The sequence below is a fragment of the Staphylococcus sp. AC872 genome (assembly GCF_979255425.1).
Genome location: NZ_CEEDKW010000002.1, coordinates 524,828 through 541,867 on the forward strand (window position 1 = coordinate 524,828; position 17,040 = coordinate 541,867).

General features: G+C 31.5%; 13 protein-coding genes and 1 riboswitch. Of the genes, 3 read left to right on the forward strand and 10 right to left on the reverse strand.

Going from position 1 to position 17,040, the window contains the following annotated elements; all coding sequences use genetic code 11:
• Positions 1-51 precede the first annotated feature (51 nt).
• From ACZ267_RS05530 to ACZ267_RS05560, 7 genes are all read right to left on the reverse strand, one after another.
• Complete coding sequence (locus ACZ267_RS05530) at positions 52-1,560, reverse strand: bifunctional metallophosphatase/5'-nucleotidase (protein ID WP_047210702.1); 1,509 nt, start codon at positions 1,558-1,560, stop codon at positions 52-54.
• Between the two features lie 148 nt (positions 1,561-1,708).
• Positions 1,709-3,067: a TrkH family potassium uptake protein gene (locus ACZ267_RS05535; protein WP_002465610.1), complete on the reverse strand. Its 1,359-nt coding sequence runs from the start codon at positions 3,065-3,067 to the stop codon at positions 1,709-1,711.
• 16 nt (positions 3,068-3,083) lie between these two features.
• Positions 3,084-4,883: a trypsin-like peptidase domain-containing protein gene (locus ACZ267_RS05540; RefSeq protein ID WP_015365211.1), complete on the reverse strand. Its 1,800-nt coding sequence runs from the start codon at positions 4,881-4,883 to the stop codon at positions 3,084-3,086.
• Between the two features lie 202 nt (positions 4,884-5,085).
• Positions 5,086-5,886 carry a TerC family protein gene (locus ACZ267_RS05545; protein ID WP_002465607.1) on the reverse strand — a complete coding sequence of 267 codons (801 nt, stop codon included), beginning with the start codon at positions 5,884-5,886 and terminating at the stop codon, positions 5,086-5,088.
• Positions 5,887-5,955: 69 nt separating this feature from the next.
• Positions 5,956-6,067, reverse strand: a riboswitch (yybP-ykoY riboswitch).
• 124 nt (positions 6,068-6,191) lie between these two features.
• Positions 6,192-7,754: a peptide chain release factor 3 gene (locus ACZ267_RS05550; RefSeq protein ID WP_002465627.1), complete on the reverse strand. Its 1,563-nt coding sequence runs from the start codon at positions 7,752-7,754 to the stop codon at positions 6,192-6,194.
• Complete coding sequence (locus tag ACZ267_RS05555; protein WP_015365212.1) at positions 7,754-8,002, reverse strand: YueH family protein; 249 nt, start codon at positions 8,000-8,002, stop codon at positions 7,754-7,756. Before ACZ267_RS05555 ends, ACZ267_RS05550 begins: the two co-directional genes overlap by 1 nt.
• The gene (locus tag ACZ267_RS05560; RefSeq protein WP_079449060.1) at positions 7,992-9,476 is read right to left on the reverse strand and encodes a UDP-N-acetylmuramoyl-L-alanyl-D-glutamate--L-lysine ligase; all 1,485 of its coding nucleotides are present in this window, start codon (positions 9,474-9,476) and stop codon (positions 7,992-7,994) included. The genes ACZ267_RS05555 and ACZ267_RS05560 overlap by 11 nt, the downstream gene beginning before the upstream one ends.
• A gap of 603 nt (positions 9,477-10,079) precedes the next feature.
• Here ACZ267_RS05560 and ACZ267_RS05565 point away from each other — a divergent pair.
• Together ACZ267_RS05565 and ltaA are read left to right on the forward strand one after the other, a co-directional pair.
• A complete protein-coding gene (locus tag ACZ267_RS05565; RefSeq protein WP_002465636.1) occupies positions 10,080-11,255 on the forward strand; it encodes a diglucosyl diacylglycerol synthase in 1,176 nt (391 codons plus the stop codon).
• Positions 11,233-12,420 (forward strand): lipoteichoic acid biosynthesis MFS flippase LtaA, encoded by a 1,188-nt coding sequence (gene ltaA / locus ACZ267_RS05570; protein WP_015365213.1) that lies wholly within the window; start codon positions 11,233-11,235, stop codon positions 12,418-12,420. Before ACZ267_RS05565 ends, ltaA begins: the two co-directional genes overlap by 23 nt.
• Before the next feature lie 79 nt (positions 12,421-12,499).
• Here ltaA and ACZ267_RS05575 read toward each other — a convergent pair whose 3' ends face one another.
• The 3 genes from ACZ267_RS05575 to ACZ267_RS05585 form a co-directional block, all read right to left on the reverse strand.
• Complete coding sequence (locus ACZ267_RS05575) at positions 12,500-13,009, reverse strand: YjcG family protein (protein WP_002465632.1); 510 nt, start codon at positions 13,007-13,009, stop codon at positions 12,500-12,502.
• 163 nt (positions 13,010-13,172) lie between these two features.
• Positions 13,173-13,919: an esterase family protein gene (locus ACZ267_RS05580; protein WP_002465611.1), complete on the reverse strand. Its 747-nt coding sequence runs from the start codon at positions 13,917-13,919 to the stop codon at positions 13,173-13,175.
• Positions 13,920-14,110: 191 nt separating this feature from the next.
• Positions 14,111-15,673, reverse strand: a complete 1,563-nt coding sequence (locus ACZ267_RS05585) for an alanine/glycine:cation symporter family protein (protein WP_002465639.1) — start codon at positions 15,671-15,673, stop codon at positions 14,111-14,113.
• 210 nt (positions 15,674-15,883) lie between these two features.
• Here ACZ267_RS05585 and cozEa point away from each other — a divergent pair, with 210 nt between their 5' ends.
• On the forward strand, positions 15,884-16,969 hold the full coding sequence (cozEa, locus tag ACZ267_RS05590; protein ID WP_002465608.1) for a lipoteichoic acid biosynthesis protein CozEa: 1,086 nt from the start codon (positions 15,884-15,886) through the stop codon (positions 16,967-16,969).
• Positions 16,970-17,040: the final 71 nt, after the last annotated feature.

Below are 17,040 nucleotides of genomic sequence, written 5' to 3' on the forward strand. Positions count from 1 at the left end.
TAAATTTTTAACCACATACGTTAATTAGTATGAAGGTGTAATAATATCAAATTACTTAATCACTTTAAAGTTATTTTTTAGTTTAATAGAATAATGCTTATCTGATAAATGCTTAGCAATTAGTGTACTCATTGTACTTTCACTAGTATGGTGAATAATAGCATCTTCTAAATATGATTGATAATTTCTATAACAATAATCCGTCATAGTGATCCTATATAATCCATTTAAATCAATTCCATCTAAAGTCACTCGGTTAAAAGGTGCTTGGTTCATATCGACAGTATAGTTAAATCCTTGCCAAAATGTACATAACGTTTCATCAATCAGTGTTGACTTTAACGTATCTTTCTCAAATTCTAGATATGAATATGAAAATTCTAATATACCTTTAATACATTCCCCTTTAATCGTTAAATCAACAGGTTTATCTGGATATGGATATGCATCATATAAAACTCTATTCGTTATGACTCCCTTTAGTCCTTCTTCACCATTTCGAGGTATGTGTACACAACTAATTTGATAATTATAGGCTAATCTAATGCTATCATGTAATAATTGTGCAAAAGGATGGGGTTGACCTACTAATTCTGCTAAATCTTTAACTGGTGCATTTATTTCAGTTTCATTTATCGCTTCGCTTGCCCAATGTTCAACTGCTTTGCGATCATAATACGTGACATTAAGTAATGCTTCATCTTCATCATAATTATTCAAATCAATGACTTCTGGTGAAATTTCCTCAACCTCATATGTATTAGTTCGTTTTTTAAATTTTATTTTTACATGAACGAGTTCTTCTGCATTTTGTCCTGCTTGTACATAAACTGTTCCATGATCTTGACCAACTAATGTTTGATGTTGATGTGCTGTTATGATGAGATCTATAACCCCTAATTCCTCTATCAATATTTCAGCTTCATTGACATTTACTTCATTTTTCTTATTGGATTTACTGATTTTGTCTAATCCACCATGATATATCACTATTAAAAAGTCTGGTTCTTCGATTTCATGTATATATCTAATCCATCTTTTAGCTGATAATAATGTTTTTTCGATGCTCACATCTTCTTCCATTTCTGCATATTCATTTTTCATTAGACCATCGGCTGTTAAACCTACTATTGCAATTTTCAAATTATCAAAATGTTGAATAGAATATGGTGTTGAAAAGTACGGTTCTTTCGTTTTGATATATTCTATATTAGCAGATAACCATGGAAATCTAGATAGTGCAACAGAACGAGTTAAAAATGACAATCCAAATTTAAATTCGTTAGGACTAATGCCACTGGCATCATACTGCATGGCATTCATTAACTTTATCATTGGATGGCGCTTATATGGTGCGACAATAGCATAATAAAAAGCTGCTAATGACCCTGCCAAACTACCACCACTATCTAGTAAGATTACATTTTGATTATTGTTTCTTACTTGTCTAACAAAAGTTCCAGCGCGATATATATTTGAGCCATAATCTCCATTTAAAAAATGACTATGCATATCAGAAGTTGCTATGACATCTACATCGATATTCTCATTTCTCTCCATCTCAACACACCTCTCATTATGGTTAGTTTAACATGTATTTTTGTTTAAGTGATATCACTTTGGATAGATAACTTATATTATTAAGAAAAATATAAAAGACATTTTAAGTATCAACTATCTTTAATACTTAAAATGTCTTTGATTTAATTTATCCAATTTGTATACGTTCTTTAGGGTAGCTGAATTTTTTAGGTTCTTTTCTTCCAGCTATCATTATAATGAATGAGATTAAACCTACACGTCCTATAAACATTAATATCATTAATACAATTTTTGTAATGTTACTTACATCATCTGTTACACCTAGTGTTAGACCACATGTACCAAATGCCGACATAACTTCAAAGAAAACTTGTAAAAACGATAGTTTTCCTTGCTCTGCTACAGATATAATAATCATACTTGTAAAGGTCAAAATGGAAGCCATTGTAAATACCATAAATGATCGTTGTATATCCATAATATGAATTTCTCTATTAAATACTTTAATAGAGATTTTATCAGCAGAATTACTAAAATTGATGACAAATAATATTAAAATAGCAAAAGTAGTAGTACGGATACCACCACCTACGGAACTAGGAGATGAACCTATAAACATCAAAATACTCATAATGATATTGGTTGCATCACTAAAATGGGATACATCAATGGTTTGCAATCCTGCACTCCTAGTTGTTGCTGATTGAAATAGAGAATAAAACAGTGACTGATGCCAACTCATCCCTTTGAATGCATGATTATGTTCTAATAAGAAAATAATCATGACACCAAAAACAAATAAAAATAAATATGTTGATGTTGTGATTTTAGTAAATAATGAAAATCTAAAATTTGTTACTCTATTTTTAATATAGGCTTTGACTTCAAGTAATACTGGAAATCCAATAGAACCTAGAACGATAAGGAACATCACAATCGTTTGCACAAAATAATCTTTGGCATATGGAACAAGTGAATCACCTGTAATATCCAGACCACCATTAGTTGTCGCTGATATTGAAACAAATATTCCCTGCATTATAGCATATTTTAAATCGGGATTATCTCGATAAAAATAAAATGCCAGTAAAAGTGCACCAATAAATTCTATTACAATAATCGTTCTAACTATTTCTAAGATTAATTTGACTGTCCCACTCATTGTATCTTTATTGTTATCAAGCATGATTAACTGACGTTCACGAATACCTATATGTTTACCTAGTACAACCCATAATAATGTTCCAATGGCCATCACACCAATACCGCCAATATTTAGAATGACTAGTATAATAATTTGACCAAACGTAGAATACGTGTCAACAATACTAATTGGTGTTAATCCTGTAACGCTTATTCCAGATACTGCTACAAATAATGTATCTATTGGGTTAACGTCGACACCAGATTTATGAACATATGGCAAATTTAACAATAAAAACGCGACAACAATTGCTGCTAAATAGTATAGAACTATCCCTTGTTGAGGACTGGATCTTTTTAATAGTTGACCAAATATCGACATTCAATTCACCTCAACATTATTTTAGTTTTATATCTATATTAATGACTTTTCCATCTCTATACACTTTAGCCTTTAATGTACTTTTGTCTTCTCTATGACTAAATATAATTTGTCTATATCTTAAATTATCTTCAATTCTTTTCCCATCTAATTCTACTATGACATCATCTTTTTTCAACCCTGATTTATCGCCAGGAGCATTGGGTTTTACTTCGCCAACAATAATACCATTTTTAACACTATTAGGTAATTTGATTGATTGGCGTTCGTCATCATCAATATCAGCTACATTTTTAATTTTAATTCCAGTATTAGGATATTCAACTTTTCCCTCTTTTTCTAATTGATTAGCTATTTTTTGAGCATCATTAATTGGTATTGCAAATCCCATACCTTCCACATTATTCATATCAATTTTCAGAGAAACAATACCTATTAGTTTACCATCTCTATCAACAACTGCGCCACCAGAATTTCCGGGATTAACCGGCGCATTTATTTGAAATGCTTTCATTAGTACATCGTAGCTATCATCTTTATCAATATCTACTGGTACATGTCTATCTAAACCAGAGACTATACCATCAGATACACTTTCTTTGAAATCTACACCTAATGGGTTACCAACTACAATTATAGGCTCTCCTAAAACAAGATGATTAGAATTACCAGTAGTGATGGCTTTTACAGAATCATCTGCACTTTTAGCTTTAATGACTGCTATATCTGACCATTTATCCGTACCGATCACTTTTCCTTGAACCGACTTATTATTACCAAATGTTATCTTTTGCTTATCTTTATTACCAACTACATGCGCATTTGTCATAATAAAAAGAGAGTCGCCCACTTTCTTGTAGACGACACCTGAACCAATTTCATTATCTGCTTTAGATGTATTATTTGGAACTGAAGTATTTTTTGACCCTTCGTTCTCCACTGTTACTACAGATTTTACTGTACTATTCGCACTTTTCATTGTGTCAGTATAATGTTTATTCGTAGGTGTTAAAGCACTGTCATTTGTATGATCATTTTTATTAACATTAGTAAAAATAGCGTTAAGTATAATAATTAATAATATCACTCCAATAATAATAGCTATTTTAGGCCAATGTTCCATAAAGAATGACTTGATAATATCTAGATAATCAGTTTTATTTTCTGTTTTATCACGAGTTGAAGTTGCATTATCTTTCTTTGTTTCAAATTGATTTTGTTTAGCATTTTGATTGCTTTGATACGGATGTTTATTTTCAGATTCAAAATCATGTTTTTTAACATAAGTTGCTTGTTTATTTAAATTACTACTAGATTCTGCTTTACTGTTGTTCTTTTTAGTTTCAGATTCACCACCACTTTTTAGATGATCTTCTTGAAATGTTTTAGACGCTAATTTATCACTTTGATTCTGCACGAGAGTGGAACTTTCATTATCATCTTGATTGTTATCTTGTGATGATTGATTTTTGTGATTTTGATCTCGTTTAAGTTGCTGTTCCTCTGGTAATGTTAATTTCGACTTACTATTTTCATGAGCTTGTTGCGTTTTATTTGATTTATCATTATGATTTGATACTTGATTTTGTTGTTGTTGGATTTCTTCTTTAGTTAACTTTTCTATTCTTGCTTTTCTTAAGTTATCTTTAACTCTTTCTTCATTAACTTTAGCTTGGTATTCATCCTTTTTAGCTTGAATTCTTTCTTCTTGTCTTTGTTTTTCTACTCTTTCCTCTCTTTCTTCGTTATGAAAAAATTCACGACGTTGACGTCGATAGCTTTTACGAGGAATTACTTGTTTTTTATTTTTATCCACTAGATAGCCACTCCTATCATTTCAATCAATTACTTTTATTATGACATACTCAATGGGTTTAAGGTAACATTTTTCACAATGATATGTATTACCCTAATAAATAGTATTATGTATATATAAATTTTAATATTTTATTATTAAAACTGCAATGTTAAACAAGCATTAAATAAGACTTCGTAATAATATACGAAGCCTTAGTTCATTATTTCTTATTCTTTTTATTATTTACAGCTGATGTTAACCAACCAATAACAACAAGTAATATTAGGACAGCCCAGAAAATAGATTGCCATAAAACTGTATGTGGGAATTCTTCTGGTAAAATACCTACGTCTTTATGTGCTAATACTAATACGACTAATTTAATACCGACCCAACCTACAATTGCGAAAGCTGCGCCTTCTAAACCAGGATATTTATTTAATAATTCAACAAACCAAGTTGCTGCGAAACGCATTAGAATAACACCTATCATACCGCCTAAGAACATTACTGAAAATTGACCTAAGTCCATTCCACCAAAATGTATACCTACTTTTGGTAGAGTCACAGCGATTGCTAATGCTGCTAACATGGAATCAATAGCAAATGCAATATCTGCAAATTCTACTTTAAATACTGTGCCCCAGAATGCTTTTGGACCAACTTTCTTTTCTTGACCATCTTCGTCAAAGTGATGATCATCTCCGACATTTTCATGATTCTTGTCATCTTTTTTATGGAAGAACTCCCATAAATTCTTAATTGACATATAGATTAAATATACAGCTCCTGCTGCTTGTATAAACCAGAAATTAGCAATGATACTAATTAAGAATAATGCTAAAAATCTAAATACAAATGCACCTAATAAACCATAAAATAGTGCTTTCTTTCTTTGCTCAGGTGGTAAATGCTTTACCATAACTGCCATTACTATTGCATTATCAGCAGCTAAAAGACCCTCTAAAAATACTAAGACTAGTAATACCCATGCATAGGATAATAACAAACTCGGATCCATAGTGGACAACTCCTTTAAATTTAATACAAATAAAGAGACCTATGCTAAATAATAGCAAAGGTCTCACTTAGCAAATACTATTGCCCACTTTACCGGAAGTGAATACTTCGTAATGACGATAAAGTGTAAAATCACTCAAATTTATTCAGTGACTATCAAGTTACTCCCCTCTGACATGAGTGTCATAGGTATTTATTTGTGAATATACTTATTATACAAGCTAATTGATATAATGACAATTTATAATTTTATAACATCACCATTATATAACAACTGATACCCGCACTAGTATATAGACAAACATATTATAATAAACTATATAATTTAATGTCTGGGAACTTTTCTTCAAACCAACGTGTTGCAAACTCGTTTTCAAATAAAAATACATAATTATCATAACGATCGTGTACAAGTATTGAACGAGATGTATTCATATTATCTTTAATATCATCTTCATTTTCAATCCATCTTGCAATTTTACGACCTACTGGTTCCATCACTACATCTACATTGTATTCATTGTTCATACGATGTTCGAAAACTTCAAATTGTAGCTGTCCAACTGCACCTAAAATAATTTGATTCGTATGCAATGTTTTATAGTATTGAATCGCACCCTCTTGTACTAATTGTTCGATACCTTTATGAAAATGCTTTTGTTTCATGACATTTTTCGCTGATACTTTCATAAATATTTCTGGAGTGAATTGTGGTAAATCTTGGAAACTAAAGTCTTGTTTTCCGCCAACTAATGTATCTCCGATTTGGTAATTTCCTGTATCGTATAAACCTATTATATCTCCTGCAACTGCATGATTAACTGTTTCTTTATCATCGGCCATAAATGATGTTGATCGTGTGATCTTTTGTTTTTTATTCGTACGTTGTAAGGTTACATCCATACCACGTTCAAATGCACCACTAACTACTCTCATAAATGCAATTCTATCTCTATGTTTAGGGTCCATGTTTGCTTGAATTTTAAATATAAAACCTGAAAAATCTGTATCAAAAGGACTTACTTCAACATCTTCTTTAGTTTGACGTGCATTTGGCATTGGAGCATGATCAACGTAAGCATTTAAAAAGTTTTGAACTCCGAAATTAGCTAAAGCTGAGCCGAAGAATACTGGTGTCAATTCACCATTTAATAATGCCTCGTTATCAAAATTTTCGCCTGCTTCTTCAACTAACATTAACTCTTCTATTGCTTGTTCGAATGCACTATCATTTTTAATTGCATGATCTTCTTCTAATTCAAAATCATCATTTAGGTGTAAGATATTCTCTTCATCTCTAAATGGTTCAATAGATTTAGATTTTCTATCAATAATACCAAAGAAGTTTTGGCCCATACCTACTGGCCAATTCATTGGATATGTATCAATATTTAATGTTTCTTCAATTTCATCCAATAATTCAAATGGTTCCTTACCGACACGGTCTAACTTGTTAATAAAAGTGAAGATAGGAATACCACGCATCTTACAAACTTTAAATAGTTTTAATGTCTGAGGCTCTATACCTTTTGCACAGTCAATCACCATCACAGCACTATCTACTGCCATTAAAGTACGATACGTGTCTTCAGAAAAGTCTTCGTGCCCGGGTGTATCTAAAATATTAATCTTATAATCATCATAATCAAATTGCATTACAGAACTCGTTACTGAAATACCACGTTCTTGCTCTACTTTCATCCAGTCACTTGTAGCGAATTTACCTGTTTTTTTACCTTTAACAGTACCCGCTTCACGAATAGCACCACTGAAGAATAATAGTTTTTCAGTTAATGTTGTTTTCCCAGCATCTGGATGGGAAATAATCGCAAAAGTCTTTCTTGACTCTACTTCTTCCTTTATATTCATTAATCATTCTCCTTTAGTATTGTTTCAATCCAATTAGTTACTGTACTTGCTAATTTCTGGGCTTCTTCTTCATCATTAAATGTGAAAAATTGCATCAATAACGTATCGTTAATTTCTGCTCGAGTTAAATCAATTGCAACTTCAACTGACCAAAATTGATCAGGTATAGCAATAAGTACTGTTTCATTCAACCTATGAAAATATACTTGAAATGGGGAAGTGCCCCCTGTATATTCTCTAATCTTCAACAGGTCCACCACCAAATTTTTTATACGCCGCTTCTAAACCAATTAAGTCATCACGGTGTGGTACCTTTACATGCCCGGGCATAATTTGATAAGGTTCTCTACCTTTTGAAGCTAGTACTACAGTATCACCAGGTTCTGCAACATCAATTGCATGTTTAATGCCTTCTGCTCTATCTTCAAATTCAACATAATTTGAGTGAGTGGCACCCTTAGCTAATTCAGCTGTAAGCATTTTAGGATCATCATTGGCAGGATTATCAGGCGTGAAAATAACGTAATCAGCACGACAAGCTACACTACCCATTTCAGGCGTTTTGGTCATGTCTCTTTCACCAGCCATACCTACTAAGAAGATAAGTTTTTGTTTCACAAATGGCTTGACTGCATCAATAAGTTTATTCATTCCGTCTGCAGTATGGGCATAATCTATAATTAAATCTATAGTCAAACTAGGGTCTAATACTTCTAAACGCCCCTCTACTGGTTCAAGTGATTTGACCGCTTCAATGATTTCTTCAAATGTAGCTCCTTTACTCCAAACCGCTATCATCGCTGCCATAATGTTTGAAATATTGAATTTACCTACATATGGACTTTCAACTTGATAACTACCAAATGGCGTGTCAAATTCAAATTTAACACCTTGTAAAGATTCTTCTACATTAATTGCTCTAAACTGTGCATCATTATCTATGCCATACGTAAATACCTCATACGGCGTTACGGAAGCTAGATATTCTGAAAAATCATCATCATTGTTTAATACAACATATTTTTCTTTAGCGAGGTCTTCACCTAATTGACTAAATAACAGCGATTTAGCATGTCCATATGCTTCCATTGTGCCGTGAAAATCTAAATGATCTTGAGTTAAATTAGAAAAAATGGCAACATCAAATTCAACGCCTCTTAAACGACCTAATGATAATCCATGACTAGATACTTCCATTGTCATTGCTTCAGCACCTTCATCAACAGCTTCTTTAATTTTTTTAGTTAGAGATACTGTTTCCGGGGTTGTATTCGCACCTTTTGTTTTTGTTTCGTTTATTTGGAATCCATTTGTTCCTAAATAAGCACTATTTTTATTTAACTTTCTATAAATTAAATGAATCATAGTTGCTATAGACGTTTTACCATTTGTTCCTGTTACGCCATATGTAACTAATTGATGACTTGGAAAGTCAAACAATTCATGTGCTAATAAACTCGCCACTCTTAAAGTGTCGGGTACTATAATTTGAGTCACATCGCCATTTAAGTCTTGCTCTCTATTGACCACAATGATGCTACATCCTTGATCTACTACATTTTGACAAAACTTATGGCTATCAACTGTATAACCTTTTGATGCGACAAAAATACTGCCTTCTTTAGCCGTTCTTGAATCAGTAGTGATATCTACGACTTCTTTATCTAATGTTCCTATTACTTGTTTTACTCGAATTTTTTCGAACAATACACTCGCATTCAAAATGAATCGCTCCTTTTTTTACAATAAGTCTATTATACACGTTTTGGTGACTATGATAAATTTATTCTTTCTATATAAATACCAGTTAATCCTAAACAATTTTAACTGACTTATTTTATGCCAATTTCTTATAATATTAGTTTATTGATTCTATAGCGATTAAGTCGCGTTATTCCTTTGTATGTTCAAGAGGAATATTAATTTAGCTTATTCAAAACTTTGAAAATGTAAATTTATACCTTATATATTAATCTACTATTAAATAAAACTAAAATTCTTGTTATTTGATAGATTTTAATAATACATATTTGTTAAACCATGCTAACATTATAAATAGATTATCAACCTTATATAAAGTAATTATAAAGAAAATCCATCACTTGTATTAAGTTCTTTCAAATTTATTTTTAAGATAGTTGTGGTATAATGCATAAATACAATTTTTCAAGCAATGTCATATTACCCTTTTAAATTGTAATTAAGACTAAATTGCTACAAATCAATGGTATTTCATGTACACGTAATCACGATATTCCTTTTATAATGTATTAAAATACGTTACACTTATTATAAATTTTAAAAATTAACGGAGGGTGGCTTTTAATGGTTACTCAAAATAAAAAGATATTGATTATTACTGGTTCTTTCGGTAACGGTCATATGCAAGTTACTCAAAGCATCGTAAACCAATTAAATGAAATGAATTTGGACCATTTAAGTGTGATTCAACACGACCTATTTATGGAAGCGCATCCTATTTTAACTTCTATATGTAAAAAATGGTATATCAATAGCTTTAGATATTTCAGAAATATGTATAAAAACTTTTATTATAGCCGCCCTGATCAACTAGATAAATGTTTTTATAAATATTATGGTCTAAATAAATTGATTAATATACTCATTAATGAAAAACCAGATTTAATTTTATTAACATTCCCTACACCAGTTATGTCTGTTTTAACAGAACAATTTAATATCAATATTCCAGTTGCTACAGTGATGACTGATTACAGAATGCATAAAAACTGGATTACACCAGAATCTGATCGCTATTATGTAGCCACTGAAGATACCAAGAAAGATTTTATCGAAGCAGGCGTACCTGCCTCTCAAATTAAAGTCACGGGAATCCCCATTTCAGATAAATTCGAAGAACATATTGATCAAAGAGCTTGGTTGAGTAAACATCACTTAGATCCTGATAGACCTACAATATTAATGTCTGCAGGTGCTTTTGGTGTTTCAAAAGGATTCGACCAAATGATTAATGAAATTTTAGAGAAAAGTAAACATTCACAAGTTGTTATGATTTGTGGTCGTAGTAAAGAATTAAAACGCTCTTTACAAGCTCAATTCAAAGATCATCCTGATGTTCTCATTCTAGGTTTTACAAAACATATGAATGAATGGATGGCATCAAGTCAATTAATGGTTACAAAACCTGGTGGTATTACAATTTCAGAAGGGCTTACTCGTTGTATTCCAATGATTTTCTTAAATCCAGCTCCAGGACAAGAATTAGAAAATGCGAATTATTTTGAGGATATGACGTTTGGTAAAATTGCCAATACACCTGAAGAGGCTATAGATATCGTTACGCATCTTACAAATAATGAATCAATATTAAATAAAATGACTTCAAACATGAGAGAATCTAAAATTGAGTATGCCACTCAAAAATTATGCAAAGACCTATTAGAACTATTAGGCCATTCTTCGCAACCAGAAGAGATTTATGGAAAGGTGCCTTTGTATGCAAGATTCTTCGTTAAATAACTATTCTAATAATAAAAACTTTATAATTATGCTTGTCATTTTATTTCTTATGGAATTTGCTAGAGGTATGTACATATTAAGTTATATTAACTACCTACCTACTGTCACTTCTATTGCAGTTGCAGTGACATCTTTAGCATTTTCTATACATTTTATAGCAGATGCAGCTACAAATTTTGTGATTGGCTTTTTATTAAAGAAGTTTGGCGCTAAATTAGTATTAACTTCTGGGTTTTTACTAGCATTTCTAAGTTTATTCTTAGTTATTTGGTTCCCATCATCACCAATAGTCATCATAATTAGCGCAATCATGCTTGGTATAGCCGTTAGTCCTATTTGGGTTATCATGCTATCAAGCGTTCAAGAAGATAAACGTGGTAAGCAGATGGGTTACGTATATTTTGCGTGGTTGTTAGGTTTATTAGTCGGTTGGGTAGTAATGAACTTCTTAATTAAGATACACCCATTACATTTTGTATTTATGATGTCTTTAGTCGTATTAATCGCATGGATATTATACTACTTTGTTAATATTCAATTGACTAATTACAATACTAAACCTGTAAAAGAACAATTATTACAGATTGTAGATGTAACTAAGCGACATATTATTTTATTCCCAGGTATATTACTCCAAGGTGCAGCAATTTCAGCTTTAATACCTATTCTACCCACATATGCTACAAAAATAGTACATGTCTCAACGATTGAATATACAATCGCAATCATGATAGGTGGAATTGGTTGTGCTATATCAATGCTATTTCTTTCAAAAATAATTGATAAAAATAGTAGAGGCTTTATGTATAGTATTATATTTGGCGGGTTCATCTTATACACACTTATGATATTTGGATTATCATTAATCACAAATATATATATTGTGTGGGGAATCGCGTTATTCATTGGTCTCATGTACGGTATCTTATTACCCGCATGGAATACTTTTATGGCTGGACACATCAATCCAAAAGAGCAAGAAGAAACTTGGGGTGTATTTAATAGTGTGCAAGGTTTTGGGTCTATGATTGGTCCTTTATTAGGTGGCTTAATTACACAGTTTACTAATAATTTAAATAATACTTTCTATTTTTCTGCACTTATTTTCTTAGTTTTAGCCTTATTTTATGGCTATTACTTTATAAATAGAAAACGTGCTAATTAAATAAAAATGGAGTGAGATAAAGATCTATGTATCATAGATTCCACTATCTCACTCCATTTTTTATAACTATTTATAATTTTTAATTTAACTTAAATGTATCGATAACTTTCCATTTATCTTCTTCAGTGCTAAATTGTAGTAATGATAATTCATCGATTGTCTCTTTATGATCTACCCCTGCTAACTCTACTTGACCATAAATATCTTCAAATTCTTGGCTTGAAAGACCTTGAGCAATTGTAAAATGAGGTACAAATTGATGTTCGGCCTTACCATAGAAATCATCTGTATTAAAACGATCGAAAATTTCTTCAAGTTCATCATTCTTAGCAACTTTAAAGTAAATGACATTATTTACTGGTTTAAAGCTAGATGCTTTAGTTGCATGAATATCAATTGATGAAATACCTTTAATTCGAGTTTCAATTTCTTTTTTAACTGAATCTAAATCCGCATCGTTAATTTCAAATTGAGATTTCACAGTAATATGTGGCATAATTTGCGCATAATGTGTATCATAACGCTTACGATATGCATTTACCTCTTCTTGAAATGACTTTGATGGGATTAAAGCTAATCCTAAAATCATTTGAATTCCTCCTTTGTTTAACCTATTTCCATTATATCAAAATTCTATGAAAACCGTTACTTTAAACTTAAAAATATTTTTTCTATTTTAAACAATATACATAATAATATTTGTACGTTATTAATTTGAATAACGATTGAACTTGATCATTAATAAGTATAATTTACTCTGGTAATTCCTCATCTAAAAAGTATTTTAAAATATCCCCTAATAAAGGTTTCCATGATTTCCAATTATGACCACCTTCAAATTCTTGATAGTGATAACGAACATCAAATTGATTAATAAGTGCATTCAACTCGCGATTAGGTGTTAAGAAGTTAGCTCTCTTGCCATTCGTAGGTAATGTGAAGTCTTCCTCTTCTAAACCGATTCCATGCCAAATAGAAAGTTGTGATTTCGTGTCACACCCCTCAACCTTTTCTTTAACCACTTCATCGTATTGTGGACTTAACATTGCTACTTGGCTAAATATCGTTGGATAGGTTAGGGCTGTAAGTAATGCTATACTTCCAGCTAAACTATCACCCATCAATAGTCGAGCATTCCCCACTTTATAAGTAGGAAAAGTCGCATCTATAAATGGTAATAGTTCTTTACCAACTGCTTGGACAGTTAAATGTGATCGGCTACCTTTTGGATGAAACTCTTCACGACGTTTTTCTACATCTTCATAATGAAAACCAACAATAATCGCTCTTTGAATTTCATTATCTTTACGTAGCTTTTCATATTCTCGTTGGATTCGTCCAAACCTTAAAAAATCCAAACCGTCGAAGCATATAATCACTTGGTATTTAAATAAATCAGTATATTCTTCAGGCAAGTAAATAGAAATAGTAACATCTCTTTCTAATATGTCACTATAAAATATATGTTTGTTAATTTTACCTGGTTTAAATTCAGACATGTTAAAACGCCCCCTAGTAGTATTATTTATATTGTACCAAGAGACGTTATATTTTTAAATTATGTGCGTTATGAACTTTGATAAACACTGCAAAATTAAATCAGCAATATGTTAATTTGTTGTACTTAATCTAATAATGACTTACAAATGATAACTAATTACTCTAATTCTTTAAATAATAAACTCATTATTTATTTTTCATTTTTCAATCTTTCTGGATAAGTTTTCAACCAAAATATTGCATTAGGAATTTTCTTTGCATCAGGCTTGTAAACCGCATGGTAGCCAGAACCCAAATGTGCCTTTTGTCGTTCATAATCTTTGAGGGCTTCTAACGCAGGTTTATGCAATATCCAAATTGCTATAATATTCAACCATGCCATTAATCCAACACCTAAATCCCCTAAAGCCCATGCGACATCGGCTGTTTTAATTGAACCATAAAAAGTTGCAAATAATAAAGCTAATCTTGCTATGATAAAGAAGATGTGTGTAGTACTTTTACTTTGATGTCTAGTTAAATATGCTACATTAGTCTCTGCGATATAGTAATAAGCCAATATCGTCGTAAAGGCAAAGAAGAATAAAGCAATGGCAATAAAGTATGAACCAATACCAGAAAAATGGGGATCAAAATGGTAACCACTTCCATGGAAAGCTTTATCTATACCTGCTTGAGCATACATTGCAGTACCTGAATAATCTTTACTGCCATCTGCATTTTCTACAAATATTCCTCCATCTTTGATTAAATGTGGTGTGCCATTCGAATTAGTCTGACCATCTGTTACGTTATATGTACCTGAAAGTAAAATAATGAGTGCTGTTGCTGTACATACAAATAATGTATCTACATAAACTGAGAATGATTGAACGAGTCCTTGTTTTGTTGGGTGAGAAACTTCTGCAGCAGATGCGGCATGCGGTCCTGTCCCTTGTCCTGCTTCATTAGAATATAACCCTCTTTTTACACCTATCTCAATCATGGCACCGACTATACCACCAAACGCTGACTGTAACCCAAACGCAGATTTGAAAATAAGTGCAAATAAAGCTGGAACATGTTGGATATTAATAATAATAATGACTATTGCCATTAATATATATATGACTGCCATAAACGGTACAACTGCTGTAGCAACATTAGCAATTGAACGTAATCCACCAAAAATAATTAATGCTAAAATAATGACAACTATAATAGCTACTATCCAATTCGGAACATTAAAAGCATTATGCATAGAGCTTGCAATTGCATTTGATTGTACACCGGGTAAGAGTAGACCTACTGAAATGACTGTAACAATCGCGAATACTAAACCATATATTTTCCCGAATTTTCCACCTATCCCATATTCAATATAGTATGCTGGTCCACCTCGATATTCTCCCTTATCTTCACGTTTAAAAATTTGTCCTAAAGTGGATTCAATAAATGCACTACTCGCACCTAGAAAGGCGCTAATCCACATCCAGAATACAGCGCCTGGTCCTCCAATAAATATAGCAGTCGACACACCTACAATGTTACCTGTCCCTACACGCCCTGCTAATGACATTGCTATAGCTTGAAAACTTGTAATACCACTTGGTGACTTTTCCCCTTGGAACATTAAACGTATCATCTCTTTAAAATGTCTCACTTGGAAAAAACGCATTCTCAAACTAAATAAAATCCCTGTTAATAATAGTCCGTATACTAATGGTTTACTCCAGACGAGATCATTTAAAAATGTAACGATTTTTTCAATCATCGTATACCCCCTTAATTATTATCGATTAAAAAAATTATACAATGTACATTTACACTTTACAATATATTTTCAGAATTTTCATTAAATAATATGTATTTTTAACTTACTCAATATGACACTTTATCAATCATGACTCTTTTGTAGCTTTTCAATTTGAGATATACTATATAAGACTATAAAAAATGAAAATTTTCAGGAGGATCTATATATATGTTAAACAAAGTTTGGTTTAGAACCGGCATAGCTCTAATTATGTTGTTCATACTCATCAAGCTATTTATGCAAGTGCATGAAGTATTTACACCAGTTGTAACTATCATCGGTTCTGTTTTTCTTCCTTTTTTAATTAGTGGATTTTTATTCTACATATGTTTACCATTTCAAACATTATTAGAAAAATGGGGATTCCCAAGATGGGCAAGTATTTTAACTATATTTGTAGTATTAATTGCAATTATCGCTATTGTTGTAGCATTTATCGCACCTATCATTATTTCAAATATTAATAACCTAATTAAACAAACACCTGCCTTACAAAGAGAAACTGAGCGTTTAATCAATTTCTCACTAACACAAATTGATAAATTACCAAGTGATGTCACACATCGAATTAATAACATGGTTAAATCAATGGGAGATGGCGTGACTGATGTGTTATCTAACTCAATTTCATATATCACATCATTAATTTCTACTATCTTTTTATTAATCATGGTACCGTTCTTCCTTATTTACATGTTGAAAGATCATGAAAAATTTATTCCTGCTGTAGCTAAATTTTTCAAAGGTGAACGTAAAGTATTTGTCGTAGATTTATTAAAAGACTTAAACTATACATTAAAATCTTACATCCAAGGTCAAGTGACGGTGAGTGTTATTTTAGGTATCATTTTGTATATTGGTTATACAATAATCGGCTTACCCTATACACCGTTACTTGTTTTATTCGCTGGTGTTGCCAACTTAATACCATTCTTAGGCCCATGGCTATCTTTCACGCCAGCAGCTATTTTAGGTATTATCGATGGACCTTCAACTTTCATTTGGGTATGTGTCATTACGTTAATTGCTCAACAATTAGAAGGTAATGTCATCACGCCAAATGTAATGGGTAAATCACTTAGCATGCATCCATTAACAATTATTGTTGTCATATTAGCTGCAGGTGATTTAGGTGGTTTCACTCTCATTCTGATTGCCGTACCTTTATACGCAGTGTTAAAAACAGTTATTAGCAATATCTTTAAATATCGTCAGCGTATTATCGATAAAGCAAATAGCAATGTCAAAGATTAATCTTATTTATAAAACAAAAAGACCAAGTGATTATTTTATTAATCACTTGGTCTTTTATTATGTTATAAGTA

What these genes read in the sequence shown, in the direction of transcription:
- ACZ267_RS05530 (WP_047210702.1), bottom strand. Translation starts at nt 1,560, where the DNA reads ATGGAGAGAAATGAGAATATCGATGTAGATGTCATAGCAACTTCTGAT.
- ACZ267_RS05535 (WP_002465610.1), bottom strand. Translation starts at nt 3,067, where the DNA reads ATGTCGATATTTGGTCAACTATTAAAAAGATCCAGTCCTCAACAAGGG.
- ACZ267_RS05545 (WP_002465607.1), bottom strand. Translation starts at nt 5,886, where the DNA reads ATGGATCCGAGTTTGTTATTATCCTATGCATGGGTATTACTAGTCTTA.
- ACZ267_RS05550 (WP_002465627.1), bottom strand. Translation starts at nt 7,754, where the DNA reads ATGAATATAAAGGAAGAAGTAGAGTCAAGAAAGACTTTTGCGATTATT.
- ACZ267_RS05565 (WP_002465636.1), top strand. Translation starts at nt 10,080, where the DNA reads ATGGTTACTCAAAATAAAAAGATATTGATTATTACTGGTTCTTTCGGT.
- ltaA (WP_015365213.1), top strand. Translation starts at nt 11,233, where the DNA reads ATGCAAGATTCTTCGTTAAATAACTATTCTAATAATAAAAACTTTATA.
- ACZ267_RS05575 (WP_002465632.1), bottom strand. Translation starts at nt 13,009, where the DNA reads ATGATTTTAGGATTAGCTTTAATCCCATCAAAGTCATTTCAAGAAGAG.
- ACZ267_RS05580 (WP_002465611.1), bottom strand. Translation starts at nt 13,919, where the DNA reads ATGTCTGAATTTAAACCAGGTAAAATTAACAAACATATATTTTATAGT.
- ACZ267_RS05585 (WP_002465639.1), bottom strand. Translation starts at nt 15,673, where the DNA reads ATGATTGAAAAAATCGTTACATTTTTAAATGATCTCGTCTGGAGTAAA.
- cozEa (WP_002465608.1), top strand. Translation starts at nt 15,884, where the DNA reads ATGTTAAACAAAGTTTGGTTTAGAACCGGCATAGCTCTAATTATGTTG.